General features: G+C 65.9%; 22 protein-coding genes. 10 read left to right on the top strand and 12 right to left on the bottom strand.

The genetic code is table 11. The features are described 5' to 3' along the window. Positions 1–29 precede the first annotated feature (29 nt). Positions 30–1280, top strand: a complete 1251-nt coding sequence (locus U5798_RS30770) for a M20/M25/M40 family metallo-hydrolase (protein WP_322084177.1) — start codon at positions 30–32, stop codon at positions 1278–1280. A gap of 201 nt (positions 1281–1481) precedes the next feature. Next, positions 1482–1844: a YbjQ family protein gene (locus U5798_RS30765; protein ID WP_124455222.1), complete on the top strand. Its 363-nt coding sequence runs from the start codon at positions 1482–1484 to the stop codon at positions 1842–1844. Positions 1845–1850: 6 nt separating this feature from the next. On the opposite strand, the gene U5798_RS30760 is transcribed toward U5798_RS30765, so the two are convergent. From U5798_RS30760 to betC, 5 genes are all read right to left on the bottom strand, one after another. Beyond that, positions 1851–3101, bottom strand: a complete 1251-nt coding sequence (locus U5798_RS30760; protein ID WP_322084176.1) for an MFS transporter — start codon at positions 3099–3101, stop codon at positions 1851–1853. A 249-nt stretch (positions 3102–3350) separates the two neighbouring features. Further along, positions 3351–4763: a cysteine--tRNA ligase gene (gene cysS, locus U5798_RS30755; protein ID WP_322084175.1), complete on the bottom strand. Its 1413-nt coding sequence runs from the start codon at positions 4761–4763 to the stop codon at positions 3351–3353. Positions 4764–5136: 373 nt separating this feature from the next. Continuing rightward, positions 5137–6276 carry a porin gene (locus U5798_RS30750; RefSeq protein WP_124455225.1) on the bottom strand — a complete coding sequence of 380 codons (1140 nt, stop codon included), beginning with the start codon at positions 6274–6276 and terminating at the stop codon, positions 5137–5139. A 261-nt stretch (positions 6277–6537) separates the two neighbouring features. Further along, complete coding sequence (gene choX, locus U5798_RS30745) at positions 6538–7506, bottom strand: choline ABC transporter substrate-binding protein (protein WP_322084174.1); 969 nt, start codon at positions 7504–7506, stop codon at positions 6538–6540. A gap of 45 nt (positions 7507–7551) precedes the next feature. Next, positions 7552–9087 (bottom strand): choline-sulfatase, encoded by a 1536-nt coding sequence (gene betC, locus U5798_RS30740; RefSeq protein ID WP_322084173.1) that lies wholly within the window; start codon positions 9085–9087, stop codon positions 7552–7554. Between the two features lie 239 nt (positions 9088–9326). Here betC and U5798_RS30735 point away from each other — a divergent pair, with 239 nt between their 5' ends. Beyond that, positions 9327–10226 carry a choline sulfate utilization transcriptional regulator gene (locus U5798_RS30735; RefSeq protein ID WP_124455228.1) on the top strand — a complete coding sequence of 300 codons (900 nt, stop codon included), beginning with the start codon at positions 9327–9329 and terminating at the stop codon, positions 10224–10226. A gap of 170 nt (positions 10227–10396) precedes the next feature. Beyond that, on the top strand, positions 10397–11281 hold the full coding sequence (gene purU / locus U5798_RS30730; RefSeq protein WP_322084172.1) for a formyltetrahydrofolate deformylase: 885 nt from the start codon (positions 10397–10399) through the stop codon (positions 11279–11281). 21 nt (positions 11282–11302) lie between these two features. Here the strand turns inward: purU and U5798_RS30725 are convergent, their stop codons facing one another. Next, complete coding sequence (locus U5798_RS30725) at positions 11303–12295, bottom strand: DMT family transporter (protein ID WP_322084171.1); 993 nt, start codon at positions 12293–12295, stop codon at positions 11303–11305. 167 nt (positions 12296–12462) lie between these two features. Continuing rightward, positions 12463–13074, bottom strand: coding sequence for a TetR/AcrR family transcriptional regulator (locus tag U5798_RS30720; protein ID WP_322084170.1), 612 nt, complete (start codon positions 13072–13074; stop codon positions 12463–12465). A 200-nt stretch (positions 13075–13274) separates the two neighbouring features. On the opposite strand from U5798_RS30720, the gene U5798_RS30715 reads away from it, so the two are divergent. The 6 genes from U5798_RS30715 to U5798_RS30690 all read left to right on the top strand — a co-directional run bounded on the left by U5798_RS30715 (position 13275) and on the right by U5798_RS30690 (position 17204). Further along, positions 13275–13745, top strand: coding sequence for a DUF6789 family protein (locus tag U5798_RS30715; protein ID WP_322084169.1), 471 nt, complete (start codon positions 13275–13277; stop codon positions 13743–13745). A gap of 101 nt (positions 13746–13846) precedes the next feature. After that, positions 13847–14404, top strand: coding sequence for an RNA polymerase sigma factor (locus U5798_RS30710; RefSeq protein ID WP_124455233.1), 558 nt, complete (start codon positions 13847–13849; stop codon positions 14402–14404). A gap of 224 nt (positions 14405–14628) precedes the next feature. Next, the gene (locus U5798_RS30705) at positions 14629–14970 is read left to right on the top strand and encodes a DUF2282 domain-containing protein (protein ID WP_124455234.1); all 342 of its coding nucleotides are present in this window, start codon (positions 14629–14631) and stop codon (positions 14968–14970) included. A 66-nt stretch (positions 14971–15036) separates the two neighbouring features. Further along, positions 15037–15930: a DUF692 domain-containing protein gene (locus U5798_RS30700; protein ID WP_322084168.1), complete on the top strand. Its 894-nt coding sequence runs from the start codon at positions 15037–15039 to the stop codon at positions 15928–15930. After that, a complete protein-coding gene (locus tag U5798_RS30695; protein WP_322084167.1) occupies positions 15914–16702 on the top strand; it encodes a DNA-binding domain-containing protein in 789 nt (262 codons plus the stop codon). Before U5798_RS30700 ends, U5798_RS30695 begins: the two co-directional genes overlap by 17 nt. Next, a complete protein-coding gene (locus U5798_RS30690) occupies positions 16695–17204 on the top strand; it encodes a DoxX family protein (RefSeq protein ID WP_322084166.1) in 510 nt (169 codons plus the stop codon). Before U5798_RS30695 ends, U5798_RS30690 begins: the two co-directional genes overlap by 8 nt. 4 nt (positions 17205–17208) lie before the next feature. On the opposite strand, the gene U5798_RS30685 is transcribed toward U5798_RS30690, so the two are convergent. The 5 genes from U5798_RS30685 to U5798_RS30665 all read right to left on the bottom strand — a co-directional run bounded on the left by U5798_RS30685 (position 17209) and on the right by U5798_RS30665 (position 23623). After that, entirely contained in the window at positions 17209–18162 is a 954-nt protein-coding gene (locus tag U5798_RS30685) for an HPP family protein (protein WP_260434959.1), read from the bottom strand. A gap of 86 nt (positions 18163–18248) precedes the next feature. Continuing rightward, on the bottom strand, positions 18249–18821 hold the full coding sequence (locus U5798_RS30680; RefSeq protein ID WP_322084165.1) for a carboxymuconolactone decarboxylase family protein: 573 nt from the start codon (positions 18819–18821) through the stop codon (positions 18249–18251). An 821-nt stretch (positions 18822–19642) separates the two neighbouring features. After that, on the bottom strand, positions 19643–21298 hold the full coding sequence (locus U5798_RS30675; protein WP_322084164.1) for an APC family permease: 1656 nt from the start codon (positions 21296–21298) through the stop codon (positions 19643–19645). Between the two features lie 178 nt (positions 21299–21476). Beyond that, positions 21477–22340: a glycine betaine ABC transporter substrate-binding protein gene (locus U5798_RS30670; RefSeq protein ID WP_322084163.1), complete on the bottom strand. Its 864-nt coding sequence runs from the start codon at positions 22338–22340 to the stop codon at positions 21477–21479. Positions 22341–22474: 134 nt separating this feature from the next. Continuing rightward, entirely contained in the window at positions 22475–23623 is a 1149-nt protein-coding gene (locus U5798_RS30665; protein ID WP_006498749.1) for a hybrid-cluster NAD(P)-dependent oxidoreductase, read from the bottom strand. Between the last annotated feature and the right edge of the window lie 16 nt (positions 23624–23639).

Here is a 23639-nt window from a genome sequence, read left to right as displayed (position 1 = left end):
TCGACATCGCCATCCTCACGAGATCGAACATGCCTACTCTGAAACTGACCCGCCTGAGCGCCGCGCTGGGCGGCATGCTGCTGACCGCCGCCGCGCACGCGACACCCGTCTGGATCACGCTCGGCGACACCGCGTTCCGCCAGCTTCAGCGCATCGATGCAAGCGCCACCGCGCAGTACAGCACGACCGTCGACGCCGGAAAGACGGCCGACGGCGCCGCGCGCCGCGAAACCGTTCACGTCGTCGAGATCGACGATTCACGGCTCGGCGACCTCGCCCATGCCGTCCACCATACGCGCGGCCACGGGCCCGGCTATGTCGTGCACGACTCGTTCGACGAAGCGCGGCAGGCGCTGCAGCCGTTGCCGGCCACGCTGGCCAAGCAGGCCGCTCCCGCGTACAAGCTGTCGAACGCGCCGCAGATCGGCACCTGGATCCAGCAGCTGCAGGCCAGCAACATCGTCGGCACGATCACGTCGCTGTCGGGCTTCACGAATCGTTACTACACGACCTCGCACGGCGTCGCCGCGTCGGACTGGCTCGCGCTGCAGTGGAAACAGCTGGCGGGCTCGCGCGCCGACATCACCGTCGAGCAGTTCGCGCATACCGGCTTCCCGCAGAAATCCGTGATCCTGACGATTCGCGGCAGCAATCCGGCCGCGGGCACCATCGTGCTCGGCGGCCACCTCGATTCGACGGTCGGCCGCACGACGGAGAACACGCGCTCGCCCGGCGCGGACGACGACGCATCGGGTATCGCGAGCCTCACCGAGGCGCTGCGCGTGCTGCTCGCGAACAACTACCGGCCGAAGCGGACGATCAAGTTCGTCGGGTATGCGGCCGAGGAAGCCGGACTGCTCGGCTCGAAGGCGATCGCGAAGCAGTTCCGCACGCAGAACGCGAACGTGGTCGGCGTGCTGCAGCTCGACATGACGAACTACAAGGGCGATCCGAAGGATATCTACCTGATCACCGACTACACGAACGCGGCGCAGAACACCTACCTGACGAACCTGGCGAAGACCTACCTGCCGGAACTCGCGATCGGTACGTCGCAGTGCGGGTACGCGTGCTCGGATCATGCATCGTGGAATGCGCAGGGCTATCCGGCATCGTTCCCGTTCGAAGCCGACCAGAACGACAGCCCGTATATCCATACGGTGAACGACACGCTGGAAAACTCGGACCGGCAGGCGAACCACGCACTGAAATTCGGCAAGCTCGCGCTGGCGTATGCGGTCGATCTTGGCGGAGATGGCGGGACGACTGCGAAACCCTGACTCGCCTGAATGAAGGAGGCGTGTACTCGCGGCCTGCGCACGCTTCCTTTCCGACGACGTCGATCAGACGATCTCGCCCGGCGCCCCGTAGCGACGCATGCCCGACACTCGCGCAACCGGCACGATCGACCACGTGCGCCGGGCACGGACGTTCATCCGGCTAGAATCGTCATTCGACCACTCCGCTACAGGCTTTCCGCCATGACCGAATCCACGCGCTCCATCGACGACCTGTCGCCCGCTCGCGTCACGACCGCATTCGACCTGCCCGGCCATACGACCGTCCGCTCGCTCGGCGTCGCACAGGGCATCATCGTGCGCTCGCGCTCGATCGTCGGTTCGTTCGGCGCGTCGCTGCAGACGATCTTCGGCGGCAACATCACGCTCTACACGTCGCTATGCGAAAAGGCGCGCCAGCAGGCGTTCGACAAGATGCTCGCCGATGCACGCAAGCTCGGCGCGAACGCGATCGTCGCGATGCGCTACGACTCGACCGAGATCGGCTCGGGCGTGACCGAAGTCATCTGCTACGGCACGGCCGTGCGCGTGGCGCAGGACGCGTGACGCACGTCACGCGTCGCGCTCGAGCGACTTCATGTTCGTGAGCTGAGGAAACAATCGCATCCACGCGAGCGCAACCGCGATCGTCGCCGCGCCGCCGACGACGATCGCCGTCGGTGCGCCCCACCACGCGGCCGTCACGCCCGATTCGAATTCGCCGAGCTGGTTCGACGTGCCGATGAACAGCGCATTGACCGCGCTCACCCGCCCGAGCATGTCGTCGGGCGTGCGCAGCTGCACGAGCGACAGGCGCACGACGACGCTGATCACGTCCGACGCGCCGAGCGCGGCCAGTGCGACAAGCGACAGCGCGAAGTGCCGCGACAACCCGAACACGATCGTCGCGACGCCGAACGCGATCACGCCGCCGAACATCGCGCGGCCCGGCCGCCCCTTCAACGGGAAACGCGTGAGCCACAGCGTGCCCGCGAGCGCGCCGACCGCCGGCGCCGCGCGCAGCGCACCGAGCCCCCACGGGCCGACCTGCAGGATGTCGCGCGCGTAGATCGGCAGCAGCGCGGTCGCGCCGCCGAACAGCACCGCGAACAGGTCGAGCGACAGCGCGCCGAGAATCGCCGGCTCGCGCCGGATGAACGCGATCCCCGAAAACACCGAGCGCAGCGTGACCGGCTCGCGGGCCGGCGGCGCACTGCGCAGCGGAATCGTGCTGCTCAGCACGGCCGCGATCGCGAACGCGACGACACTCGTGCCGAACGCGACAGGTGCGCCGACACCGTAGAGCAACCCGCCAAACGCCGGCCCGAGGATCTGCGCGGCCTGGTTCGCGGACGTCGACAGCGCGGTTGCGCGCGGCAGGTCGGTGCGCGGCACGACGGCCGGCAGCAGCGACGATACCGACGGCGACTCGAACGCGCGGGCCGTGCCGACGATCGCCGCGAGCGCGTACACGGCCGGCGCGGCCAGCCATCCTTGCACGGCGCCGAGCAGGAACACGCCGGCGGCCAGCGCTTCGACGCCCTGGCAGATCGTCGCGATGCGCCGGCGGTCGTAGCGGTCGGCCACCTGCCCGACGACGAGCGTCAGCGCGAACATCGGCACGAACTGCGCGAGGCCGACGAGGCCGAGCGCGAATGCGCTGTGCGTGAGCGCGTAGACATACCAGCCGATTGCGACCGACAGGATCTGGAAAGCCAGGGAAGACATCACGCGCGTGCCCCAGAAACGCCGGAACGGCGCGTGGCGGAACAGGTTGGCGGGCAACGGGGATAAAGGACTGGAATCGGGCACGGGGTCGGTCATCGGGATCTGGGCGGGCGGCGCTGCGCACTGCAGCCGTCGGAACATGACGACGCCCGCCGATGCGGGCGTGCGACGACGGTGGAGGCGCGGCCAAGTCGCGATGATATGCCAACCTCGGAAAACGGGCCGGACGCGATGCCGGCGACATCTTGCGGGCGCGGGTGCCGGCGATTCGGGCGACTGCGTCGATCGCGGCCGCCGGGTGGTCGCAGGTGCACCGGCTCGACCGATGCACGCGGCCTGCGCACGTCACTGCGGCGGGCCGCCCGCATCGGTCGAGCCCGTCGCAATGCCGAACAGGCGCTGGCCTTCCTGGGTGTCCTCGACTCGCCAGCCCTCGGCGCCCAACGCTTCCCGTATCCGGTCGGCCTGCGCCCAGTCCTTGTCCGCCCTCGCGCGCTCACGATCACGGAGCAACACGCGGACGTGTTCCGGAACGTCGAACGCAACCGGCTTCCATTCGCGCAAACCGAGGCCAAGCACGGTGTCGAAGCTGTCCACGGTCGCCTTCAGCGTACCGGGCGGCAGGTTGCTCCTGACCAGATCCCACAGCACCGCGAGTGCCCTGGGCAGATTCAGGTCCTCGTTCACTTCGGCGTCGAATCGTGCGGCGAAATCCGCATCGACGCGGCCTCCGTCCGGCCAGCCGGCGTACAAGTGCCGCAGTCGATTCAGCGCGGTGTGCGCGGCGTCGAGCGACGCCCACGTGAAATGCAGCTTGCTACGGTAGTGGGCCGTCAGGCACAGGTAACGGTACGCGAGCGGATCGACGTTCCGGCTCTGCAAGGTCTGCAGACGGACGAAGTCGCCGCTCGACTTTGACATCTTCGCATCGGCGTCGAGCGTCAGAAAGTGCCCGTGCATCCAGTAATTCGCGAGCTGCGTGCCGTGGGCCGCCCGCGTCTGCGCGATCTCGTTGCTGTGATGCACGGCGATATGATCCTCGCCGCCGCAGTGAATATCGAACAACGTCCCGAGATACTTCGCCGACATCGCCGAGCATTCGATATGCCAGCCAGGAAAGCCGCGACCCCACGGGCTGTCCCATTCCATTTGCCGATTGACGCCGGCCTGGCTGAACTTCCACAACGCGAAATCCGTGATGCTCCGCTTCTCGCCCAGTGCAACCCGCTTGCCCGCCTGCAACCCTGCACGGTCCAGCCGCGCGAGATAGCCGTAGTCGTCCTGCCGACTGGTGTCGAAGTAGAGACCATCGTCCGTCCGATAGACGTAGCCGGCCCGGTCGAGCGTATCGATGAACGCGATCTGTTCGGCGATGTGATCGGTGGCGCGGCACCAGACCGTCGGCTCGAGCAGGTGGAGCGCGCGCCAGTCCCGGACGAACGCGTCGGTGTAGCGCTGGGCGATGGCCCACGCCGACGCGCCGGTGCGACGGCTGCCCTTCTCCATCTTGTCTTCGCCTTCGTCCGCATCCGACGTAAGGTGGCCGACGTCGGTGATATTGACCACGTGCCGGACCGCGTATCCGTTGCGCTCCAGTACGCGGCGCAGCAGATCCTCGAACACATAGGTTCTCAGGTTGCCGATATGGGCATCGTCGTACACCGTGGGGCCGCAGCAGTACATGCCCACCCGTCCGGCACGGATGGGCGTGAACGGGCGCACGGTACGCGACCAGGTGTCATACAGCGCAAGCGGCATCGAGTTTCTCCGTCCCGAAGAGGTGGGCCCAAAAACAAAAAGGCCGCCTGTTCTGCAACACAGGCGGCCGGAAGGCGATTGCTTGAAAGTTTAGCGAGTTCGCTAGACGCAAATTCCCCCTGGCATGTTCTGACAACATGCACGGGCAAGCGAGGAGAGGAAATGGGCGCGATCAGGCATGCGGTCGATGCTAGCGTCTATGGACGGCACAGGTCAAGGCCATCCGACCGCCGTTCCCGGCGACGATCGCGGGGCGGTGGCCAACCGGACGGATCTCGTGCCCGCTCACAACCCTCGAAAAAAAAAGCGCGAACCTCGGTTCGCGCCAAAGAGAGACCCTCGCTGAGGACGTCGCCGCCCCACACCACTTCGCTCAGAACGAATGCCGCATCCCGATCCGCACGTCGGCCTGCGTCTGCGTCGTCGACGGCGTGAAGCTGTAGCCGACCACCGCATCGACACCCTGCGATGCACGCACGTAGTCGCCGGAGATGTACACGTCGGTGCGCTTCGACAGCAGGTAATGCAGGCCCGCCGTGCCCTGGTTCCAGTGATGGCCTTCGAAGCGCGTGTGCTGGTAGCCCGCGATCAGGCTCAGCGCCGGCGTGAACTGGTACAGGCCGCCGCCTTCGTACACCTGCATGTGCGACGACTGGCCGAAGCCCTTGATCGTCGTGTACGAGTAGTTGGCGTCGAGCGTCAGCTTGCCGATCGTGTAGCTCGTGCCGACGCCGAACGTGCCCTGGCTGTCGACGTCCATCGGCGTATTCGCGAACAGGTCGGTGCGCGCGCCGGTCGCCGGATCGACGGTCACGGTCTGCTGGCCGAGGAACGTGTGCGTGCCGATCATCGCGTACGGATCGAACGCGTAGATGCCGTTCGGGTTGTTCAGGCGCGTGTACGCGGCGCCGATCGAGAAATCGCCCTTCGTGAAGCTCGCGCCTGCGCTCCATGCGCTGTTGCGATGGAAGTTGCCGGCGACGTTGCCGAACGAGTACATCGCGCCGAACTTGAAGCCGCTGAGATCGTTCGACAGGAACTTCACCGAATTCGGCAGGCGGTCGCCGTTGAAGCGGTCGAAGTCGCCCTGGTGGATCGCATAGCCGCTGCCCCACGCCGAGATGTTGTAGATCGAGACGAGTTCGTTCGTGATGTCGAGCTGGTTGCCGAACGACAGCGTGCCCCAGTCGTTCTGCAGGCCGACATACGCCTGCCGGCCGAATTCGGCGCCGCCGAAGCCGAGTTGCCCGTTGCCGAGGTGGAAGCCGCTCTCGAGCGTGAACACGGCCTTCAGGCCGCCGCCCAGGTCTTCGGTGCCCTTGAGGCCGAAGCGGTTCCCGTACGCGACGCCGTCGTCGAACTTGACGACGTGCGAGCCGCCCGTGTTGTTCACGTACGTGATGCCCGCGTCGAGAATCCCGTACAGCGTCACGCTGCTTTGTGCATGCCCGATGGCGGGAATGCAGGCCGCGCATGCAAGCGCGGCGGCTACGGCAACTTTCTTTTGCTTCATTGTCGACCACCCTCCCTGAACCGTTCGATGGATAGAATCTCGTCCCGGCGCGTGCCGCGATGCGCCGGTGGATTCGAATTCAGACCGCCCCGCTGGCTTCGGCATTTCGTTTTCCGCAATAACGGAGCCATTGGCGAAAAATACAAACCCATATTTCGGGTCACCCGTCTGAAGGCGACACTAAATGGTCACGATGCGACCCGGTCGGGAAAACACGTAGACAGGCGGCACGGCAGAAACCGGCCGCCAGGAAGGAGGGAATCAGTGGCTGTCGAGGGCCGCGCGCACGGCCGGCAGGCCCGGCGCGCCGGCCGCCGTCGTCACGCCGTCCAGCCAGCCGGCCACCAGCGCCGGGTCGGCCTTCAGCGCACGCTGCGCCGCGAGCGCGGGCGACGTCTTGTGGTCGAGCATGTCGGCGATCATCCGGTTTTCGACGTCGACGGAGAACGTCATCTGCCGGAACAGCCGCGCGAGGTTCGCGCACTGGCCCGCGAACCCGGCACGCGTGACCGTGTTGACCGTCGCGCCGCCATAGTTCGGGCCGAAGTACGCGTCACCGCCCGACAGATACGTCAGATGGAACTTCGTGTTCATCAGATGCGGCTCCCATGCCAGAAAAACGATCCAGCGCTTGTCGCGCACCGCGCGCTCGACCTGCGTGAGCATGCCCGTCTCGCTCGATTCGACGAGCGACCAGTTCGCCGCACCGAGCGCGTGGTCGGACAGCATCCGCTTGATGTTCTGGTTCGCGGGCGCGCCGGGCTCGATCCCGTAGATCTTGCCGTCGAAGCGGTCCGCGTAGCGCGCGAGATCGGCGAACGTATGCACGCCGGCAGCCGCCACGTAGTCGGGCACCGCGAGCGTGAACTTCGCGCCGCTCAGGTTCGCGTGCAGCACGTCGATCGACTTGTCGTCGACGAACGGCTTCACGAGCGGTGCCTGCGCGGGCATCCAGTTGCCGAGGAACACGTCGACCTGCCCTTTCTTCAACCCCTGGTACGTGATCGGCACCGACAGGTTCGCCACGTCCTGCCGGTAGCCAAGCGCCTTCAGCACGACGCCCGCCATCGCGTTCGTCGCGTCGATGTCGGTCCAGCCGGGCGCCGCCATCTTCACGTTGCCGCACGTCTGCGGGTCGGCCGCATACGCAGGCTGCGTCGCCAGCACGCACGCGGCCGCGGCGAGCGCCGCCCCGATCCTTCGGATTGCTGCATTGCATTGTCGTTGCATGGTTCGCTTCCTCCGTCGTTCTTCAATGACCGCAACGCGGTACGTTCAGCGCCCGACGCGCGGGAAACGCGCCATCGCTTCGAGCGTATCGAGTTCGATGTGATTGCGCATGTAGCGCTGGCTCGCGTCGGTGAATGGCTGCCAGTCCCACGCCTGGATGCGGCCCTGCGTCGTTGCCGCGTAATGAAAGCGCCGGCGCCGCTGGCTCGCGCGCACCTGCCGGTCGAGCTCGGGCAAATCCCAGCGCCGCGCGGCTTCCGCGCGGAACGCGGCCAGCACGTCGGCGGCTTCGGGCACGCCGGCCAGGTTCGTCAGCTCGCGCGGATCGTCCGACAGGTTGTAGAGCTGGTCGGGGTCGAGCGGGCAATGCACGTATTTCCAGTCGCCGCGACGGATCATCACGACCGGTGCGACCGCGCCTTCCGCAAGGTATTCGCCGAGCGCGACGTCGTGCGCAGGCGTGCCGCGCAGGTGCGGCAACAAGCTCGCGCCGTCGACGGGGTCGGGCCAGCCGCCAGCCGGCGCGGCGCCGGCCAGGTCGACGAGCGTCGGCAGCAGGTCGAGGTGCGACACGGGCCCGCGCACGCGCGCGGCGCCGAAGCGGCCCGGCGCATGGACGATCAGCGGCACGCGGCAGCCGCCTTCGAAGAACGTCATCTTGTACCAGAGACCGCGCTCGCCGAGCATGTCGCCGTGGTCGGACGTGACGATCACGATCGTGTCGTCGGCGAACCCGCACTGTTCGAGCGCGGCCAGCACGCTGCCGAACTGCGTGTCGACGTAGGACGTCGCGCCGTAGTATGCGCGGCGGGCAGCGCGGATCTGCGCGTCGGAGGGCGGTGTGCGGTCGTTTTCGCAGACGAAGCGCAGCCGCTGCGAATGCGGGTCGCTTTCAGCCGCATCGAGCCGCACGGCCGGCATGTCGATCTCGTCGTCGCTGTAGCGATCCCAGTACTCGCGCGTGATCGCATACGGGTCGTGCGGATGGGTCAGCGACACGACCATGCAGAACGGCCGCGCATCGTGCCCGGCCGCACGCTCGCGCGCGACGTCATAGAGCTTCTGCTTCGCGGCGAACGTGACCTCGTCGTCGAAGTCGAGCTGGTTCGTGCGCACGCACGGGCCGGCCTCCAGCACCGAACTCATGTTGTGATACCAGCTCGGCCGCTCGGTCGGCCGGTCCCAGTCGGGCACCCAGCCGAAATCGGCCGGATAGATGTCGGTCGTGAGCCGTTCCTCGAAGCCGTGCAGCTGGTCGGGCCCGCAGAAGTGCATCTTGCCGGACAGCATCGTCCGGTAGCCGCCCGCGCGCAGGTAGTGCGCGAACGTCAGCGTTTGCGCCGGCAATTCGGCGGCGTTATCGTAGGCGCCGATCCCCGACGGCAGCTTGCCGGTCAGCAGCGAGAAACGCGACGGCGCGCACAGCGGGCTCGCGCAGTACGCGGCGTCGAACACCACGCCTTCGGCGGCGAGCCGGTCGAGCGTCGGCGTGCGCGCGACGCGATTGCCGTAGGCCGGCAGCGCGAATGGCGTGAGCTGGTCGGCCATCAGGATCAGGATGTTGGGTGTCGGGTTCGTCATCGGCGGTCGTGAGGAAAGCGGTGTTCGAATGGAGCGGCGCGCCGCTCATGCAGCGAAACGTCCGACATGACGGACGCGGCCCGCAGAAAGTGCCGCGCGTGCGGGCCGCGCTGGCTAGAATCGCGGAATGCGTTGCGTGGCGGCCGTGAAGCGCGCGTGCCGTACTGTCCGCTGCACTATCGCCCGCCCGAATTCGCGCGGGTAGGCGTCCGGCCCTTATGGGGCCATTAGAGAGACTTATGTCGAAATCCGAACCGTTACCGTCGATGCAGGCGCTGCGCGCGTTCGAATCCGCTGCCCGGCTCGCGAGCTTCACGGCCGCCGCGCGCGAGCTCGGCTCGACGCAGCCGGCCGTGAGCCAGCAGGTGTACCAGCTCGAAGCCGAGCTGGGCGTGCCGCTGTTCGAACGCAGCCCACGCGGCGTCACGCTGACGGCCGACGGCCAGTGCCTGTACGAAGCGGTGCGGCTGAGCCTCGACACGCTGCGCGGCGCGACCGCCACGCTGCGCGCGCGCCGCGAGCACGGCGCGCTCACGATCGTCACCGACTTCGGCTTCGCAACCTACTGGCTGATGCCGCGGCTGGCCGGGCTGAAGCGCGTGATGCCGGACGTCGACGTGCGCGTCGTCACGTCACAGGATTACGACGCGCAGCGCGACCACGGCGACATCGCGATCCTGTTCGGCGACGGTCACTGGCCGTCGTGCACGGCCGCGCGGCTCTTTCCGGAATCGGTCACGCCCGTGTGCTCGCCCGCGTTCCGCGACGCGCATCCCGGCGTCGCGCGGGCCGACCACCTGCTCGCGCTGCCGCTGCTGCACGTGCAGCCGACGCGCCCCGAGCGCTGGCTGTCGTGGCCTGGCTGGTTCGACGCGCACGGTCTCGAATCGCCGGCCGCCGCGCGCGGCGTGACCTTCAACAGCTATGCGCTCGTGATCCATGCGGCGCTGCTCGGCGAAGGCGTCGCGCTCGGCTGGGCGCCGCTCGTCGACGAGCTCGTCGCGTCCGGCCAGCTCGTGAAGCTCGTCGACGCGCCCGTCGTCACGCCGCGCGGCTACTTCCTGGTACGCCCGCCGCAGCGGCCCGAGCCGGACGCAACCCACGTGTTCCGCCGCTGGCTGCTCGACGCGTGCGCGTGACGGGGCCGCCCGGCCCGCACGCACTGGCGTGCCGATACCAGCCACACGGCGGGTTGGTTCTATCCGCCCCGAAATCGTCCTGATTTACTTGAGCCTCCCGCTACCCGCGCGGTGCGGCGCCGTCGTGCGCCGCCGCACGGCCGTGCGCCCCATGCCATCCGAGGAGTCTCATGACCGCCGAGCACCGCCCCGATCAATTCGTCCTGACGCTGTCGTGCCCGAGCGCGGCCGGCCAGGTCGCCGCCGTCGTCGGCTTTCTCGATCGCCATCGCTGCTATGTCGATGCGCTGAACGTGTTCGACGACGATCTCAGCAACCGCTTCTTCGTGCGCTGCGTCTTTCATCCGACGGATGAAACACTGCAGATCGACGCGCTGCGCCAGGAGTTCGCGCCGATCGCGGCCAGCCTCGGCGGCCAGCAGGGCGACATGCAGTGGGCGATCCACGACGTGAACGCGCGGCCGAAGGTGCTGATCATGGTGTCGAAGCTCGAGCACTGCCTCGCGGACCTGTTGTTCCGCTGGCGGATGGGCGAGCTGAAGATGGACATCGTCGGCATCGTGTCGAACCATCCCGATTTCGAGCCGCTCGCCGCGCAGCACGGGCTGCCATTCCGGCATTTCCCGATCACGGCCGAGACGAAGGCGCAGCAGGAAGCGCAGTGGCTCGACTTCTTCGAATCGAGCGGCGCCGAACTCGTGATCCTCGCGCGTTACATGCAGGTGCTGTCGCAGGAAACGAGCGCGAAGCTCGCGAACCGCGCGATCAACATCCATCATTCGTTCCTGCCGGGTTTCAAGGGCGCGAAGCCATACCACCAGGCACATACGCGCGGCGTGAAGCTGATCGGGGCGACCGCGCACTTCGTCACCGACGATCTCGACGAAGGCCCGATCATCGAGCAGGTCGTCGAGCGCGTCGACCATGCGCTGCGCCCCGAGCAACTGCTTGCGGTCGGGCGCGACGTCGAATCCATCACGCTCGCGCGCGCGGTGAAGGCGTTCATCGAGCGGCGCGTGTTCTTGAACGGCGACCGCACCGTGGTGTTTTCGTAAGCGGGCGGCCACGATCGTTCGTCATGCGGAAGCCGACGGCACGCGTGCCGGCGCCGTGCCGACTCGTCGCGCCCGGCGCCGCAGATACAGGTTGTTGAGGATCAGTGCCGCGCCCGTCAGCGCGGCGCCCGCGATCTGCGCGCGATTGGGCACCACGCCCGTCGCCGCGGACACGATGAACGCGGTGATCGGCAGGACGTCCATGAACAGCACGCCGTTCATCGGCCCCAGGATCCGGTTGCCCGTCATCCACAGCAGGATCGCGCCGAAGCCGGCCACCGGCCCCATGTACGCGAGGTGCGGCAACACCGCATGCACGGCGGACCACGACGGCGCCGCGATCCCGTGCGTCGCGATCAGCACGAGATTGACGGCGATGATCGTGGTCAGGCCGAGGCATGTCGTGAAGGTCGTGTATTTCAATGCCGACCAGCCTGTGAAGCGCGCCGCGCCGAACGTATAGACGACCCAGCACAACGCGCCGACGACGATCAGTGCGTTGGCCGCGTAGTGCTGCGGCTCGTGCAGCGCGGCAATCACGTCGCCGCGAGAGATGACGAGCGCCACGCCGGCGAAAGACAGCACAACGAACAGCACCGACACCGGAGCAGGCGCGACGCGCCGCACCAGCGCATTGAGCAGCAGCCCCATCATCGGCTGCGTCGCCATCATGATCGATGCGGTCAGTGCGCCCTCGTCACCGGCCAGTTGCTGGCCCAGGAACACGAACGACCCGAATCCGCAAAAGCCGATCGAGCCGAGCAGCCACGCAAGCAGCACGGATTCACCGGCCGGCCGGAATGCGCCGGGCCCTTCGACGATCCGCAGCAACGCGACGAACGCCGTGCCGGCGATCAAATAGCGCAGCGACGTGAACGTGAACGGATCGATGTACCGCAACGCGTCGGTCATCACCGGGAACATCACGCCCATCAAGATCGTCGCGCATACGCATGCCGCGATGCCTTTCCCGTACGCGCTTGCGGCAGGGACCGCGAAATTTGCACTATTCATGACTGATCGTTCTCAAATTAATTGAACAATGATGCCGGTGCGACTGCGCGCAGCGGCGGCGTTTCTTCGACTTCATGGCCGGATCTGCCTGTCCTTCCCGGTCTCGACAGCCGCGCATCGAATGCGCACCATTTGAAACCGATCATTCTCAAAATAATCAAAAAAAATCAGGTCAGCGCCCGCATTGCGATGTCGACGATCGAGGCCAGTTCCGCCTCCGACGCACTCGACTTGCCCAGCACGCGCATGCCCTGGATCAGGCACAGCAGGAACCGGCCGACCTCCTCCGGATCGAGGTTCCGGTCGAAATCGCCCGACTGCTGGCCGCGCGCGACGGCAAGGCTGAATTGCGTGCCGATGCGCAGCAGCGTCGCTTCGATGTGTGGCCGCAACGCGTCGTCGCCGGGCAGCAACTCGACGGCCGAATTCGTGATGAGACAGCCGCGGCGCTCGGACAGCCGCACGCCGATTTCCGTGTAGTACAGCAGCGCTTCCCTGAGCGCCTGCCGCGGCGGCAGATCCGCCGCGAGGCACTCCTTGAGGCGCGCGATCGCGCCTTCCGCGTAACGGTCGAACGCGGCGACCAGCAATCCGTGCTTGTCGCCGAACGTCCGGTACAGGCTGCCGCGAAACACGCCGGTCGCCTCGCACAGCGTGTCGATCGACGTCGCGTGATACCCCTGCTCCCAGAACACGCGTGCCGCGGCGTCGATCACCTCGTCGGTGTCGAATTCGCGCGGACGCCCCCTGTCGCGGGAGCCGGGAGAGGTCGGGCTCATGAGTCCGGATATTAGAACCGATCATTCCCAAAATCAAGCGCCGTCGAGGATTCCCGCGTGCTCGACCCGTCCGGTTGATTTCGTCGCGCAATTCGACCGAATCGTTTTCCCGGTTCGGCGCCTCTTAGTTCGGGAAGGCGCCGTCGCGCCTCCGTCTCGATCGTGGATCAACGATCCCCAACCCTGAAGAACCTGACACCATGAATTCCTACGTTCGTTCGATGGCCGCCGGATTGGTCGCCACTGTGGCGCTGTCGCTGCTGATGCTGATGAAGGCGGCCATGGGCTTGATGCCCGAACTGGATCCGGTCGCCATGCTCGCGGCCATGGCGCACGCCAACATGGGCATGCCGGCCTCCCCCGCGGTGGGATGGCTGGCGCACTTCATGATCGGCACCGCTCTGTGGGGCATCCTGTTCAAACTGCTCTACAGCCGGCTCCCCGGCGAATGTGCGCGCATCAAGGGCATGTCCTTCGCCGTGCTGGCCTGGCTGCTGATGATGGTCCTGGCCATGCCGATGGCCGGCGCGGGCCTGTTCGGCATGAAGCTCGGGATGATGGCTCCGGTCATGACCCTGATGCTGCACCTCGTCTGGGGCGCCGTGCTCGGTTACACCTACGGCCGGCTCGGGGCCCATGCGTGTGCGGCTCGATCCGCCACGTCTTCGTGAGCAGCAACTCGCGCGTCGGAGGTATAAACATGATGGAAGCAGGCAGGTCGAATCGGGACTCACCGATTGGACCGATCATCGAATCAGAACGGGAGAACACCATGGCAGTCCCTGTGGACGACCGCAACCATCTGATCATGGCGGCGCAGACCGGAGATGCGGTCGCCATTACCCGTTTGCTGGCAGTCTGCCAGGCAGACGCTCGCCGCTATGCGTACAAGCACTGTCACGCCAGCGACGTCGACGATGCTGTCCAGGAGTCGCTGTTGATCATTTCCCGCAAGGTCGGCGGGCTCAAGGCGGCTGCGGCATTTTCATCGTGGCTGTTCACGGTCATCAAGCGCGAATGTCGAAAACTTTCGCGGATGATGTTCAAGCACGATCCTCTGCCGGACGAGGTGGCCGAGGAACTGATGCTGCATCGTCCGGACGATGCACTGAGAATCGACCTCGCTCATGCGCTGGAGTCGCTGCCTGCTCACTACCTCGAGGTTGTCCTTCTGCGCGACTTCGAGGAACTGACCATTGCCGAGATCGCGACTCGGCTCGGCGAACAACCTGGCGCAGTCAAGAGCCGGCTGCATCGTGCCCGCGAACTGGTGCGTGAATACATGATCGGCACGGAACCGTCCTCCACGCACCGCGCGCCGGCGAAATAGCCAGGCAGCGCCGCACCGGCTCCCTCGACCGCAGAGGGTGCAATCTCCTCGTCATGGCTGCGACGGCCAATCCGCGTTCACCGCATCCCGGCCGGTGAACGCGGTTTTTTTTCAGTGCCCCGAACCGTTTTGCTCGTCCCCGCCCTCTTAGTTGCCAAGGCCGGCTGCTGTCGGCCGCCTACCCGCGGCTCGTGCGGCCGCGCCCTTTCCATCAGGAGATTTCGATGTCGAACCACCACATGTTGTCCGCCGCCGTTGCCACGGCATTCGTCGCAGCCTTCGCCGCGCCTGCGTTCTCGCAGGACATGAGCCAGGCCGACATGCAGAAGAAGATGATGGAAACCCGGGCCATGAACATGGCAAAGATGAAGACCGGCAAGTTCGAGAAGTGCTACGGCGTCGCGCTCAAGGGGCAGAACGACTGCTTCGCCGGCGCCGGCACGAGCTGCGCGGGCACCAGCTCCGCCGACTACCAGGGCAATGCCTGGAAGATGGTCGCCAAGGGCACCTGCACGACGATCTCGACGCCGAACGGCATGGGCAGCCTCGAGCCCAAGAAGGTCTGACACCCGCAACCGTGCAGGCGGGCGGCGGCCTGACGGCCGCGCCCGCCCGCCGGAGAGAGGAGCATCATGGGTCTTCACCAGACTGCGCACGCTGCCGGCCGGGGACTCCCTGCCTGCGCCGGCGTCGGCCTCAAGGCCGACCACTACCGCGTCATCATCGAGACGCTGCCGGATATCGGCTTCCTCGAAGTGCACGCGGAGAACTACATGGGCGCCGGCGGGCCGCCTCATCGCTACCTGACCGCCATCCGCGAACACTACCCGCTGTCGCTGCACGGCGTGGGCCTGTCCATCGGCGCCGACGGACCGCTCGACCACGCGCATTTGCAGCGCCTCAAGGCGCTGAACGCGCGGTACGAACCTGCGCTGTTTTCCGAACACCTTGCCTGGTCCTCGCATGGCACCCGCTACCTCGGCGACCTCCTGCCAGTGCCCTATACCGACGACGTGCTGCATCGCGTCTGCCGACACATCGACCAGGTACAAATGGCCCTGAATCGGCAAATGCTGCTGGAGAACCCTTCCACCTACCTGCGGTTCGAGGCAAGCACCTGGTGCGAGACGGATTTCATCCGCGAGATCGCGCAAAGAACCGGGTGCGGCCTGCTGCTGGACGTAAACAACGCGTACGTTTCAAGCACCAACCAGGCGTGGGACGCGCACGCCTATATCGATGACTTCCCGCTTGATCACGTGCAGCAGATTCACCTGGCCGGCCACGCCCGCCGGACTGACGAACAAGGACGTCCGTTGCTGATCGACTCGCACGACCAGTGTGTCGACGAGCCGGTATGGAACCTCTTTCGGCGGGTCATCGAACGCATCGGGCCGGTCCCGACCTTGATCGAGCGGGACGCCAACGTTCCCGCGTGGCCCGAGTTGCAGGCGGAGGCCGTGATGGCCGAGACGCTGATGGGTACGTCCAGCACGGAGGAACGGCGCCATGGCACGCGCGGCTGAACACCTGGAGGAATTTGCCCTGGCGCTGCTCGATCCCGACCGTCCGATACCCGAAGGCCTGGTTGGCCCGGATGGCGAGCCGAGCCCCCGACGGTTTGCCGTTTACCGGAACAACGTCTTCGTCGGGCTGACCGATGCGCTGCGCGCAGGCTTCCCCCGTGTCGGCAGGCTGGTGGGAGACGAATTCTTCGCGGCCATGGCCCGCTTCTTCGCGGCCGCGCATCCGCCCGGCTCGCCGGTACTACTGCACTACGGCGCCGGGTTCCCGGCGTTCCTTGCCGCCTTCCCGCCCGCCGAATCCTTGCCCTATCTCGCCGACGTGGCCCGCATCGAGCGCGCCGCGACCGAGGCTTATCACGAGCGCGAGGCGGCACCCTTGTCATTCGACGCGCTCCTGGCCGTACCGATCGACCAGACGCCACGGTTGCGATTCAGGCTTCACCCTTCGGTTCGCCTGCTGCGCTCCCGATTTCCGGCCTTCACGATCTGGCGAATGAACGCTGTCGACGGCATCCCCGCGCCGGTCGACCTCTCCGAAGCGCAGGACACGATGGTGCTGCGTCCCGACGCCGAGGTGGATGTGCGCCACGTGCTTCCGGCGAGCCATGACTTCGTGGCCGCGCTCGGCCAGGGCATGACGCTATCGCAGGCGATGGAAATCGCCCTTGCCGTCGACGGCGATTTCGACCTCGCGGCGAACCTGCGCGAGCTTGCCGGAATGGGAGCCTTCGTCGGCTTCGAACTGCAGTCCGAGGAAAACGATCATGAGTAACGCCAGATTGGCGAAAGGCTGGTCCCGCGTATCGCGCACGGCAAACCGCGCACTGCACGGGCTGGAACAGATCGCCTGCATGGCCGCCCCGCTGTTTCTTCGGGTCGCGCTGGCATTGCCCTTCTTCAAGTCCGGTCTCACGAAATGGGACGGCTTTCTGTCGCTGTCCCCGACCGCGGGCTTCCTGTTCGAGGAAGAATTCAAGCTGCACATCCTCGGGCAGCTCTATGACCTGCCCGCTCCCGACGTGCTCGCGTTCGCCAGCGGCCTGGGCGAAATCGTCTTTCCGATCCTGCTGGTCATCGGCGTTGCCACTCGACTGAGCGCGCTGGGCCTGCTCGGCATGACGGCGGTGATCCAGCTCATCGTGCCCGACGGTTGGGCGAACTTCCATCTGCCCTGGGCCACCATGGCGATCGCCTTGATCGCCATCGGGCCGGGCCGGCTTTCCCTCGACCACTGGATGCGCAAGCTTTCCGGACGTCGCGGGCAAGGCTGCTGAACGATCAAGGACGCATTTTGCCCAGCCAGCGCCAAATCAGGAACACCGTGGTCAGCGACAGCGTGCCGATGCCCACGGAGGCCGCGAACCTGTAATCGACGGCTGGAATGACGAACGGCAGCAGGCCCACGGCGAGCGCCGGTGGCACGTGCAGATCGAATACCCGCACGATGAGGATGCCGCAGGCCATGCTGGCGACGACCGCCAGCGGCGCGTCGCCGAAGGCCGTGACCAGTGCGATGCCGATCGACGCGCTCAACGTGCATGCGATCGGCAACCGCAGCGGCTTTCTGGCCCACGGGCAGACGTCCGCATGGGCAAACATCTCGAAGCCGATCACGATCAGCGGCGGGAACAGGATCAGCCGCCAGCCGGTAACCTCCGCCAGGATCGCCGTGCCGACCAGAAACACCAGAAAGAACGGGAGCCACGCGTACGTGCGCGGCGCTTCCTCCGTCAGGTCGTCGGCCGCATCGGCGGGCGTTCGCGCTTGCGGCGGCGGGACGATGCGAGGCCAGACGATGGAGATCGCGGCGAGCAACGCCAGCCCGACCAGCAACGATGCGGGATAGTACGCGCTCGTGACGTCGAGCGAGATCGGCAGCACGCCGGCCGAGATGGCCGGGGCGATCGGTGATTTCAGGACCCGGATGACGACGAGCGCAGCCGCAGTCGACAGCAGGATCGGCACGATCCCGCTGCCCATGCTTCGAACGAGCAGCGTGCCGACGAGGCCGGTGAGCAGCGGCGTCATCACCAGCATTCCCGGCGCCCTGGCCCAGGTGCCTTGCGGTCGCTTGATGACGTCATGGGCCAGGGCGCCTAGTTCGGGAAAAAGAATGGTGTGAATCTGCGTGACCGCTGCGATCCACGCGATCGCCCCCATGTAAAGCGCGGCCAGCAGTTCGCCAGCCCATCCCCGCGAAGGGGACGGCCAGCGGACACGAGACAGTTTCACGCGTGCCGCCCGCCACAACCGTCGGCGGCACGCGCCTGCCTGGGCGGGCACCTGCGGCTACCGAAGGAACGGAAAACGCAGCAGACTCATTTCGTCCCTGCCGGCAGAGCGTAGGACGCAAAGGGCGCATCCACCGCGGTCTCGAACAGATGATTGGTGTAGTTCGAGATCGTCTTGACGGCGATGGCAAGCACGATCTGCAGCGCCTGCTGCTCGCTGTAGCCTGCGCCAGTGAAGGTTTGCAAAGCGGCTTCGGACGGGTTGCCTCGCGTTTGCACCATCTCCTTGACGAAAGCGGCCAAGGCACCCAGCTTCGGATCGTCGATCGTTGCGCCATCACGGATTGCGTGGATCGCCTGCGGCGGCACCTTCGATACCTTGTCGGCGATCATGCTGTGCGCGGCGATACAGTAGTGACACGCGTTTTCCCGGCTGATGGTCAGGAACACGACCTCCTGCTCCGCGGGTGTGAAGCCGGATTCCTTGCGGAACCAGTCGTACCCATGCAGATAGGTCGAGAGTGCGCCGGGCGCGTGGGCCATCTCTCCGTACATGTTGGGAATGAATCCCTGCTTCTTGCGCGCGTTGCCCAGCAACTCGCGGCTCTTTTCGGGGGCGGTGTCTTCGGAAAGAAGGGGCAGTGTCAGCCTGGCATTCATGGAAAGCTCCTGAGTGGGAAACATCCCGGCTTCCGGGGTTGTTTCGACAAGGGCGAAGCTCGGCGCGACGCCGAAGTCGTGCGGGTCGAGCGAGCTTGGGCAGGGCCCTCGAAAATCGGGGGAAACCGCTCAAGGCGACAACTCGCACGAGCAAACGGCAGCCGCGAAGAGCGACGGTTGCTATCCAAGAGGCGGCGAATCGTCAAAACGGTTCGCGTCGAAGAAAAAAATCTGTACGGCTGCACCGCGAGATCCCGCTTCGCTTTCGCGTATCCCGACTTTCAGGAGGGATGTCGCGAACCGTTTTGACGGCAGCGCCCCTCTTATTGGCGAGACGGAGCAGAGCGTCCGCCCGCGGAGGGCAGGCACGACATCCGGCACCTTTCCAGACGTACCGCTATCGGGTGACAAGAGCACATCATGTACTGCAGCACTTCAGTGACAAAGCAATTGCTTCGCGGGGCTTTGGCCGTTGCATCCATTGCGGGCGCCATCGCGCTCACGCCCCGCTTCTGGCCCGCGATCGGACTGTTCGGCCTGGCCGTCTACTTCATGCGGGGATGTCCGGCCTGCTGGCTTGCGGGGCTGATGGAGGCCGTTCGGGCTCGTCGCGCGCGCAGACCAACACCGTGAGCGTCGCGTGATCGGACGCGGTATCGTGCTGTCGGCGAGTCATGTGCCGCCCGCACGTGTGCGAGGGCCATGGGCAAGGAATTGAGCGAACATGCGTGGCGCCGGGTGCATCACGTGCTGCATTCGACGCGCCGGACCCGTGTGCGGTTTCCGTGTCCGGCGCGCGCATCGCCATACGCGCGGCGCGCCTACTTCACCCACGCGAAGTAATACGACAGCCAGATCGTCAGCCCCGCGCCGATCAGCGCCGCATACGGCGTCAGGCTCAGCCACAGCGCGCGCTTCGGCACTTCGAGTTCCATGTCGCGCTGCATCTGCGCAGGGAAACGGCCGCGATCCTGCCAGTAGTGGCGGAACAGGAACACCGGCACGATCAGCAGCATCGCGATCAGCCCGTTGCGCAGCGTGCCTTCACCTTGCAGGTTCGCGCCCGCGCCGACATAGACGAGGTTCGCGTAGCCGCACAGCGAGCCCGCGACGAGCAGCCAGGTCGGACAGCGGAACGGCCGATCCCAGTTGCCGCGATCCATCCGGTGGATCCAGCCCGACTGAAGATTCAGGAATACGAACAGCATGTAGCAGACGTTCGAGATCGACAGCACCGTCATGTAGTCCGACATCATCAGCAACACGAGGTTGAAGCCGAGGTCGGTCCACATCGCGCGCGTGGGCGAGCCGTGCTCGTTCACGTGCGACAGGTACTTCGGCAGCCAGCCGTCGACCGACGCCTGGTACAGCGTGCGCGACGAGCCCATCATCGACGTCATCACGATCAGCAGGATCGACAGCATCAGCATCACGACGACCGCATTCGCGACCCACGCGCCGCCGCCGACGATCTTCGCCATCGCCGCCGCGACACCGGTGCCGTCGCCGATCGACGGATCGAGCATCGCCTGCGTACCGAGTGCGCCCTGGAACGCCATCGGCACGAGCGTCATCACGACGAGGCACAGCGCGCCCGACCAGAAGATCGCCTTCGCCGTATCGCGGCGCGGATCGCGGAATTCGCGCGTGTAGCAGACGGCCGTCTCGAAGCCGTACGACGCCCAGCCGGCCATGAACATCGCGCCGAGCGCCATCGTGACGCCCTGCCCGTTCCACGAGCCGAAGGTCGAGGCCGTGAGATTGCCGTGCGCGTCGTGACCGAGCGGCAGCAGCGGGAGCAGGTTCGACATCGGCACGTCGCCGGTGACGAACGGCACGATGCCGACGATCAACAGCGGCGTGAGCGATGCAATGCCGAGGATGCGCTGCGTACGTGCCGCCTTCGACGCACCGCTATGCTGAAGCTTGAACGTGATGAGAAGCAGGATCGTCGCGATGATGAACGTCGCATTGATCCGCAGGGACAGGCCCGGCTTGATGAACCCCAGATCCGCGATCTTGAGCTGCCATTGCAGCACCGCCGCGTTGGCGGGAAAGAGACTCGTGAGCGCATAGCTCGCCGCGAGACCGCAGCCGAGCGCGAGCATCGGCGACCACGCGAGCCAGTTGCACCACACGGACACCGGGGCAATCAGCTTGCTGTAACGCACCCAGCCGATCGCGCCGTACACGGATGCGCCGCCCGATTTATGGGGAAATAGTCCCGATATTTCCGCATAAGTCGCGCTTTGAATCAGCCCCATCGTGATCGCGGCGATCCAGATCGCCCACGCGGGCTGGCCGATCGTCGCACATACGCCGCCGATCGTGAACAGCACGCCTGCCGGCACGCCGCTCGTTACCCAAAAAGCGTCTTTCCAGGTCAGGCCACGATGCAGCGTGTGGCCCGTCGAATCATGTGAGATGGTTGCCTCAACATCACTGGTGCCGTTCGCACGCAGTCCTGCCTGACTCATCCAATTCCTCCTGTGATGACTCTGCACAAGGGCCGTAGTGTAACAATTTACGGGCTTTTTTGCAGAATCCGAAAAAGAATTCCGGGATATGGCCGCAAGTCATCGCGATTATTTCGGATTCCTGCATGCCATTCCCGGCGTATTTTTATGGTGATTCGTACGACGTATGTTCAAGTACTTACTGGACGCCTTCCGTCCAGGAATTCACGCGGTCGGCATGCGCCGCAATCCACGCATCGGCAGCCGCTTCCGGCTTCGAGCCGTTCTGGATCGCCAGCATCACGCTGTCGATTTCACCCGGCTTCCACTGGAATTTCTTCAGGAACGCGACGACCGGCTTGGCCTTGGTCTCGAGCCCCGGATTCACGACGCTGTCGACGTGCTCGGCGCCGCCGAACACCTTCTTCGGATCCTCGAGGAAGCGCAGCTTCCACTTCGCGAACATCCAGTGCGGCGCCCAGCCGGTCACGATCACCGGCTTGTTCGCGCCGACCGAACGCGACAACTCGGCCGTCATCGCGCTGCCCGAGCTCGGCATCAGCGTGTAGCTGAGCCCGTAGTTCTTGATCGCTTCGTCGGTCTTGCGCATCACGCCCGCACCGGCATCGATGCCGACGATGCGGCCGCCGAAGCTGCTCTTCTCGGCGTTCAGATCCTCGATGCTCTTCGCCTTCACGTAATCCGGGACGATCAAGCCGATCTTCGCGTCAGGAAAGTTCGCGCCGACGTCGACGACCTTGCTCTTGTATTCGCTCCAGTACGAGCCGTGCGTGACCGGCAGCCATGCGGACAGCGTCGCGTCGAGATCGCCACGCGCGACGCCCTGCCACATGATCCCGGCAGCGACCGGCACGAGCTTCACCTCGTAGCCGAGCTTCTTCTCGATCACGCGGGCCGCGACGTTCGACGTCGCCACGCTGTCGTCCCAGCCTTCGACGTAGCCGATCTTCAACGTCGGCTTCGTATCGGCGAGCGCCGACGCGCTCAGTGCCACCATCGCCGACAGTGTGCCGGTCCACAACAGTTTTCCGAAGAGTTTCATGGTCGATCTCCTTGATATGCGCACCGTGCGCGTTGCCTCTCTAGGTTCTTCAACCACAAATCCGCGGTATCGTTGTTTTCCGACGGATGCTTGTCCGGACGCGACGCGCCCGGACAGCCGATGGCGCGTTTCGACTACTTGTCGATCACGAGATCCGACAGCGGCTTGCTGCAGCACAGCAGCACCATGCCCTGGTCGATCTCGCGCTGGCGGATGCCGCCGTTGTGCTTCATCTCGACTTGCCCCGACACGAGCTTCACCTTGCAGGTGCCGCACATGCCCTGCGTGCACGATGCCGGCAGCCGCACGCCCGACTGGCGCGCCGCGTCGAGCACGTGCTGCTCCGAGCCGCACGCGATCTCGCGGTTGCTCTTCGCGAAGCTGACCGTGTACTGCTTCGTCGCGGCGTCGACACCGTCGGCGGCCGGCACGAGTTCGGCGAGCACTTCGTCGCTCGCGGTCTGCGCGAGCGTTTCGAACGAGAAGCTTTCCTCGTGATACTGCTTGCGATCGAAGCCGGCTTCGTCGAGCAGGTCGCGCACCGCCTTCATGTACGGCGCGGGGCCGCACGTGAAGATCTCGCGCTCCATGAAATCCGGCGCGATCAGCTTGAGCAGCGGCAGCGTCAGGAAGCCCGTGACGCCCGGCCAGTTGGTACGTGCGCCGACGCGCTCGACGACGAACGACGTGCGGAAATTCGTATGGTTCGACGCGATCAGGTCGAGCTCGCGCGCGAAGATGATGTCGTCCGGCGTACGTGCGCTGTGCACGAACAGGATGTCGCGATCCTCGGCGAGATCATGATGCGCGCGGCTCATCGACATCAGCGGCGTGACGCCCGAGCCGGCCGACAGGAACAGGTACTTGCGCGCCGGATGCCGTGCGCAGGTGAATTCGCCGGCCGGGCCGAGCACGCGCACCGCCGCGCCCGGCTGCAGGTTGTCGTGCAGCCAGTTCGACACCTTGCCGCCCGGCACGCGCTTGACCGTGATCGAAATCGTGTGCGGCCGCGCCGGCGACGACGAGATCGTGTAGCAGCGGTTGATCGTCTCGCCGTCGATGTCGAGCTCGAGCGTGATGAACTGCCCGGGCTCGAACGAGAACGTGCGGCCCTGCGGCGAACGGAAGAAGAAACTCTTCACGTCGTGGGTTTCCTGCCGCACGTGGCAGCACACCAGCGTTTCCTCGACGTCGCTCGTCCAGCGCTCGGGCAGCGCGTTCCAGAACGCCGGGTGCGTCACCCGGCTGTCCGCCGGCTCGAAATTGGCCGCATCTCGCATCATGTCTTGCTCCGCTTAT

The organism is Burkholderia sp. BCC1972, from assembly GCF_905339605.1.
Taxonomy (GTDB): Bacteria; Pseudomonadota; Gammaproteobacteria; order Burkholderiales; family Burkholderiaceae; genus Burkholderia.
Note: the sequence above shows the minus strand (reverse complement) of the source record. Positions and strands in the feature narration are given on the sequence as shown.